The organism is Phenylobacterium sp., from assembly GCF_044372605.1.
Classification (GTDB): Bacteria; Pseudomonadota; Alphaproteobacteria; order Caulobacterales; family Caulobacteraceae; genus Phenylobacterium.
In genome coordinates this window covers 1-6514 of sequence record NZ_JBILRO010000199.1, presented here as the reverse complement: position 1 = coordinate 6514, position 6514 = coordinate 1, and the positions used below count along the sequence as shown (strand labels likewise).

The following is a 6514-nucleotide window of genomic DNA, read 5'->3' as shown; positions in this document are numbered from 1 at the left end:
TAGGCACCCTGGACCTCATCCTGAACCCGGTCTCCGGTGCTCTGCAGCGCCGGGATATCGTTGTCGTTGTCGAAGAAGACCCTCGATTGCCAGGTGTAGGTCGGCAGGAAGGTCAGATCGCCTTCCCACACGGGTACGACAACCTTTAGGCCGAATGACGCCGTATGATCCGGCGAGAGGCGGAAGCTGTTGCCCTCGAAGCGACCATTGTCGAAGCGGCCGTTGTTGTAGCCATAGGTGCCGAAGAACGTCAGCTGGCCGGTCGGCTTCCAGTTGACCTGGCCCTCGAAGCCCGTCGACGAGGCGTCGCCGGCGCTGATCGTCTGGAACACGCCCGGAGCGGTCTGGATGCTCGTCTGAAAGTTCGTATATGAGAAGTGATAGACCGAACCTTCGAGCGAGAGACGACGATCAAGCCACTGGGTCTTCGCGCCGGCTTCGTAGGAGTCGACGATCTCCGCGGCGACCTCTGTGAAGCGGACGTTACCCTGCGGTGCCGCAGGCGCTGCCGGTGACAACACCTCCGGACGCCGACCGCGCGAATAGGCGGCGAACAGGCTGATGTCGTTTGATGCGGCGTAGCGGCCCACGACCCGATAGGTAACGCCGGAGTCCGAGAAGGACTGGTACTGGGGAAGACCGCCCGGCGTTGATTGCAGGAAGATGCCGCGCGCCGTGGCCGGATTGGCGGCGTTGGCCGCCGAACCGCTGGTCAGAACGGACCCGCCATTGTCCAGCGTGCCGCGGAACCCGGAGCGCTTGTCGTCGTTGCTGTAGCGGATGCCGGCGGAGACCTCGAACTGGTCGGTGATCTTGTAGGTCGCGTCAGCGAACACATCGTACGACGTGGTGCGCCCGTAGTTCTGGAAGGTCTCGCGGTGGACCAGCTTCAGCGCACTGAGCGCGGGCGTGGAATTGATGGCGTCCAGCGAACCCACGTTCGGCGCCGTGAAGCCCAGCAGGCCGGCCAGGGCCGGCGTGGTGCGCGCGGCGAATACGCGTTCATTGTACTGCAGCGGTACGGCCTGGGATCCATCTTCGTGGAAATAGCCGACGCCGGCAAAGGCGCTCAGGCGCTCGCCGCTGTCGTAGTTGATCCGGAATTCCTGGCTGTACTGTTCACCGCGCGCGTCTTCCGCAAAAACGAAGAGCGGCAGCGAGAAGCCGTCTGCGTCGAAAATTTCCAGAGACTTGAAGCGGCGGTATGCACTGATCGAGGACAGTTGAAGCGTCTCGTTGATCTTGTAGCCGACCAGACCGGTTACGCCCCAGGTGGTCCGCTCCAGGCCCAGGTCGCGGCCGCCCGCAAAGCCGTCGCTGGACGCCAGAGCCGCGCCGGAATTCCGACCCAGATCGCCCAGAACCCGGCCAGTCAGGGTCTCGGTCGGCAGATAGGTCAGTGACTTGAATGACGTACCTGACGGGTTGTTTTCCTCGTAGTTGAAGATCAGGTCTGCATCGAGGCTTTCGTTCGGCTGCCAATTGAGAACGGCGCGGTAGGCGGCCGTATCGGTGGAGTTGAAGTCGCGTCCGCCCAGCAGGTTTTCGACGAAGCCATCGCGCTTCTTGATACGGCCAGCAAAGCGAACGGCGAACGTGGAGCTCAGCGGCACGTTCACCATCGCCTCGATGCCGCGGTAGGCAAAATTCCCGGCCTCGAACTTGGCCGCTGCGGCAAAGCCGCTGGGGTCAGCCTTGTTCTGGACGATGTTCACCGCGCCGATCAGGGCGCTGCGCCCGAACAGGGTCGATTGCGGCCCCTTGGCGATTTCGATGCGGGCGTTGTCGAAGAGCTCGATGTACGACCCACGCGACTTGGAGATCGACACCCCGTCCTGGAAGACCGACACGCGGGGCTCGACCGTGGAGCCACCGTCATCCGAGGTGATGCCACGCATAACAAAGCCCGGATTGTTGGGCGACTGGTTCTGGACTTCGAAACCCGGGACGAAAAGAGAGAGTTCCTCGAATTCCTGCACACCGACCTCGTCCAGGAAGTCCCCGGAGTACGCCGTCAGGGAGATCGGAACGTCGAGGGTGCGTTGTTCGCGCTTCTGTGCGGTAACGATCAGCTCTTCAATAGCCGTGGAATCAGCGCTGCCTGCCGTATTGACTTGAGCAATAGCTGCAGAACCTGCCAGCAATGCTGAAGCACATGTTGTGTATAACGCCATTCTGCGAATTGAATAAACTGTCATCACGTCCTCACATTTACAAACTTAGAGGGCCCTATCGGCTGTAAATGTCAGTTCGGAGACAGTTGGATGAAGAAATCTCGCGCCAGTCTTTTCCCGAGGGGTTAGGCAAACCTTTGGCGCAGACCGTTGTATTTAGCCCACGGTCAAAGGTTGAGGGGGCGCCGCCTTTGCCTTCCGAAATGCCGTACGTTCAGGACTCCCCACATCCCCTCCGCCCGTCGTAAGCTCTCCTGAACAACGATCAGGGAGACGGGGATGAGCCGGGCGAACAGTCGGGATCGACAGCTGCGAGAACGGGCCGAAGCAGTGATCCCGGGCGGGATGTTCGGACATCAGTCGGTGGGGCTGTTGCCGGACGACTATCCGCAGTTCTTCGCCCACGGTGACGGCGCCCACATCACCGATGTGGACGGCAACCGCTATCTGGATTTCATGTGCGCCTACGGCCCGAACCTGTTCGGCTATGGCCATCCCGACATCGACGCGGCGTTCGTTCGTCAGCTGGGCCAGGGCGATACGCTGACGGGGCCTACGGCGCTGATGGTGGAGCTGGCCGAGGCGCTGACGGCCATGGTCACCCACGCCGACTGGGCGATCTTCTGCAAGAACGGCACGGACGCCACCACCATGGCGCTGTCGGCGGCGCGGGCCCACACGCGGCGCAAGAAGGTGATCCGGGCCAAGGGCGCCTATCATGGCGCAGCCCCCTGGTGCGTGCCGCGTCCGGCCGGAACAATCGATACCGACCGGGCCAATCAGATCTTCTGCGACTACAACGATGTCGCCAGCCTCGAGGCTGCGGTGGCCGAAGCGGGCGATGATCTGGCCGCGATCTTCGCCGCGCCATTCAAGCATGACGCTTTCATCGACCAGGCCGACCCCGATCCAGCCTATGCGAAGCGGGCGCGAGAGCTCTGCGACCAGACCGGCGCCCTTCTGGTTGTCGACGATGTAAGGGCCGGTTTCCGGCTGGTACGGGACTGTTCCTGGAGCCGGCTGGGCGTACAGCCCGACCTGTCGTCCTGGGGAAAGTGCATCGCCAACGGCCATCCGATCTCGGTTCTGCTGGGATCGAACAAGGCCCGCAAGGCCGCCGCCGCCATCTATGTGACCGGCTCGTTCTGGTATCAGGCCGCGCCGATGGCGGCAGGTCTGGAGACGCTGAGGCTGATCCGCGAGACGGATTACCTGGAGCGGATAACCACACTGGGCGAACGCCTGCGCGCGGGCCTCACCGAGCGCGCAGGGGCCGCCGGCTTCGGCTTCCGGCAGACCGGACCCGGAACCATGCCCCTGTTCCTGTTCGACGATGACCCCGACCTGCGTAAGGGGTTCTGCTTCGCCTCGGAAATGCTGGAGCGGGGCGTCTATGTGCACCCCTGGCACAACATGTTCCTCTGTGCGGCGATGACCGAGGCCGATATCGACGGCGCGCTTGATGCGGCGGAAGCGTCGTTCGGCGCCCTGAAGACCCAGGTGCGCGATCTCGCGCCGGTCGAGAAACTGGCCTTTCTTTCTGCTGGAGCCCGCTGATGGACAACTATTCCGACTTCGACGGCCTGGGACTGGCCCAACTGGTCGCCACGAAGCAGGTGACGCCGGCCGAGCTTGTCGAGGCGGCCATTTCGCGTGTCGAGCGGCACAACCCCGCCCTGAACGCGGTGGTCTTTAAGGGTTTTGATGACGCCCGGGCCCGGGCCACGGGGGCCCTGCCTGACGGTCCGTTTCGCGGCGTGCCGTTTCTGATCAAGGATCTGGCCATGCCTGTGGCCGGCTGGCCGCGCACCTCGGGCAGCCGCTTTGCACGGGGCGTGATCGACACTGAGGACGGTGGCCTGACCGCGCGCTATCGCGACGCCGGCGTGATCCCCATCGGCAAGACCAATACGCCCGAATACGGCATCACCGGCACGACGGAGAGCGCCCATCTTGGACCCTGCCGCAATCCGTGGAACCCGGGGCACATCGCCGGCGGCTCGTCGGGCGGCTCGGCTTCGGCGGTGGCTGCTGGCATCGTTCCCATGGGCCACGCCTCGGACGGCCTGGGTTCGATCCGGATTCCTGCGGCCTGCTGCGGATTGGTGGGCATGAAGGTCACCCGTGACCGCAATCCCAACATGCCGGACGGGTATGACTACACCTACGGCCTGGTGGTGGATCACGTGGTCAGCCGTACGGTGCGCGACAGCGCCGCCATGCTTGACGCCACAGGCTATCCCGAGCCGTTCTCGCCCTACCCCGCGCCGCCGAAGTCCGGCCTCTATCTGGATGATGTGAGCAAGAGTCCTGGCAGACTGCGCATCGCCTGGTCGTCGGAGACCGCCAACGGCCGCCCCATAGACCCGGAGATCCAGGCCGCGCTGGAACGCACAGCCGACCTGCTGCGCCGCCTGGGCCACGACGTGTTCGAGCGTGGTCTCGGGATCGACTACCGCGCGCTCTATGCCGCGCGGGGTCCGGCGGGCGCCGCCAACTTCGCCGCCGGCATGGCGCGCCTGATCGACGAGATCGGTCGCGAGCCTGAGCCGGACGAACTGGAACCGCTGACCTGGGCCTCGCTGAAGTCCGGGCGCAAGGTCAGCGGCGCCGACGCGCTGCGGTCCCTGCAGGACATGCGGATGCTGAACCGCGCCACGCTCGCGGCCTTCGCCGACATCGACGTCTATCTCAGCCCGGTACTGGGCACGCCGGTGCCGGAGATCGGCCATATCGACCCGGTGAACCTGGAGCCCCGCGAGGTGAATCGGCGCCAGGGCCGCGCCTTCCCGTTCACACCGCCCTTCAACTTCTCAGGTCAGCCGTCGCTCAGCCTGCCACTGGAGATGGACGCAAATGGCCTTCCCATTGGCATGATGTTCACCGCCAAATATGCCGACGAGGCGACCCTGTTCCGTCTGGCCGGGCAACTGGAGAAGGAAGCGCCCTGGAAGGACCGGCGTCCGCAGGTCTGGGGCTAGGCATGGGCTTCTGGACCCGTCGGAACTGGATGACGCTCGCGGCGGTCAGCGGGTTTGTCGCCGTGGCGGTCGGCGCGTTCGCGGCTCACGGGGTGCACGATCCCAAGGCTCAGGAGTGGCTGCGCACCGGGTCCACCTACGGCTTCATGCACACCATGGCGACGCTGGCCTGCGCGACGTTCATTCAGGTGGGCGCCAGGCGGGCAAGATATGCACCGGCCTTCTTCCTCAGTGGCGTCGTGATCTTTTCGGGCAGCCTCTACGCCATGGCGTTGGGCGCCCCGCGCTGGTTCGGCGCGATCACGCCCATCGGTGGACTGCTGTTCCTGATCGGCTGGGCCGTGCTGGCCTGGGCCGCACGCGGGGTCGACCCTCAGGCCTGAGCCGGTCGCAGCGCCAGGAACCTTAGCGCCAGGGCGGACCCCGCCAGCGCCAGGATCATAACCAGCGCCATGGGCCGGGCTGAGCCGTCATGCAGGACAGCGGCCAGGGTGGACGCCAGCGCACCCGCCGCAAAGCCGACGGTGCCCATCAGGGCCGAGATCGAACCGGCCCGCAGGGGGTCAACATTCAGCGCACCCGCCGTGGTGTTGCCCTGCATGAACCCCAGACTGCAGAAAACCAGAAACACCAGGGGCAGCACGGTCCATCGTTCACCAATGCCCGTATAGGCGGCGATCATCAGGGCGACGCCCAGGCCGACGGCAAGGCGGCTGGCCACGCTCAGCACCCGGTCAGGGTGAACGCGGCGCAGGATCATCCGGTTGATCTGGCCCGATCCCACGATCCCAAGCGCGTTGAGGCCAAAGATCCAGGGGAAGAGGGCAGCGGAATAGCCGTAGGTTCCCATGATCAGGCTGGGCGATGTGGCGATGTAGGTAAACAGGGTGGCGCCGTTCAACGCCCCGGCCAGCGCATAACCCACCAGACGCGGCTGACGCAGCAGCGCCGCATAGGCCTGAAAGGGGTTCTCGGAACTGGCCTGGCGCGCCGTGGCCTCGGAGCGGGACTCCTTGAGGCGCAGCACCGCGATCACACCCACCACAATGCCGAAGGCGGCCATGAACCAGAAGTTCAGCCGCCAGCCGCCGAAGGCCAGCAGGGCCGCGCCCAGTAAAGGCGCCAGGATAGGCGCCAGGCCCATGATCAGCATCATCAGACTGAGGGTACGCGCCGTTTCGGTGTGGTCAAAGGTGTCCCGGACGATAGCGCGCGAGACCACGGCCCCGGCGCAGGCGCCCAGCGCCTGAACGAACCGCGCCGCCAGCAGCTGCTCCACCGACGTCGCCAGTGCGCAGGCTACCGAGGCGGCGATGAAGATCACCACACCCAGCATGATCGGCGCGCGTCGCCCGACCC

General features: G+C 65.1%; 5 protein-coding genes. 3 read left to right on the top strand and 2 right to left on the bottom strand.

Going from position 1 to position 6514, the window contains the following annotated elements:
* On the bottom strand, positions 1-2174 hold a 2174-nt coding region (locus ACIQ42_RS14330), incomplete at its 3' end, for a TonB-dependent receptor (RefSeq protein WP_397422941.1).
* Positions 2175-2453: 279 nt separating this feature from the next.
* Here ACIQ42_RS14330 and ACIQ42_RS14325 point away from each other — a divergent pair.
* The 3 genes from ACIQ42_RS14325 to ACIQ42_RS14315 are packed head-to-tail and all read left to right on the top strand — an operon-like array spanning position 2454 to position 5538.
* Entirely contained in the window at positions 2454-3731 is a 1278-nt protein-coding gene (locus tag ACIQ42_RS14325) for an aminotransferase class III-fold pyridoxal phosphate-dependent enzyme (RefSeq protein ID WP_397422940.1), read from the top strand.
* Positions 3731-5155, top strand: coding sequence for an amidase (locus ACIQ42_RS14320; protein ID WP_397422939.1), 1425 nt, complete (start codon positions 3731-3733; stop codon positions 5153-5155). The genes ACIQ42_RS14325 and ACIQ42_RS14320 overlap by 1 nt, the downstream gene beginning before the upstream one ends.
* A gap of 2 nt (positions 5156-5157) precedes the next feature.
* Positions 5158-5538, top strand: a complete 381-nt coding sequence (locus ACIQ42_RS14315; RefSeq protein WP_397422938.1) for a DUF423 domain-containing protein — start codon at positions 5158-5160, stop codon at positions 5536-5538.
* Here ACIQ42_RS14315 and ACIQ42_RS14310 read toward each other — a convergent pair.
* A partial coding sequence (locus ACIQ42_RS14310) for a Bcr/CflA family efflux MFS transporter (RefSeq protein WP_397422937.1) occupies positions 5529-6514 on the bottom strand: 986 nt, incomplete at its 5' end. The genes ACIQ42_RS14315 and ACIQ42_RS14310 overlap by 10 nt on opposite strands.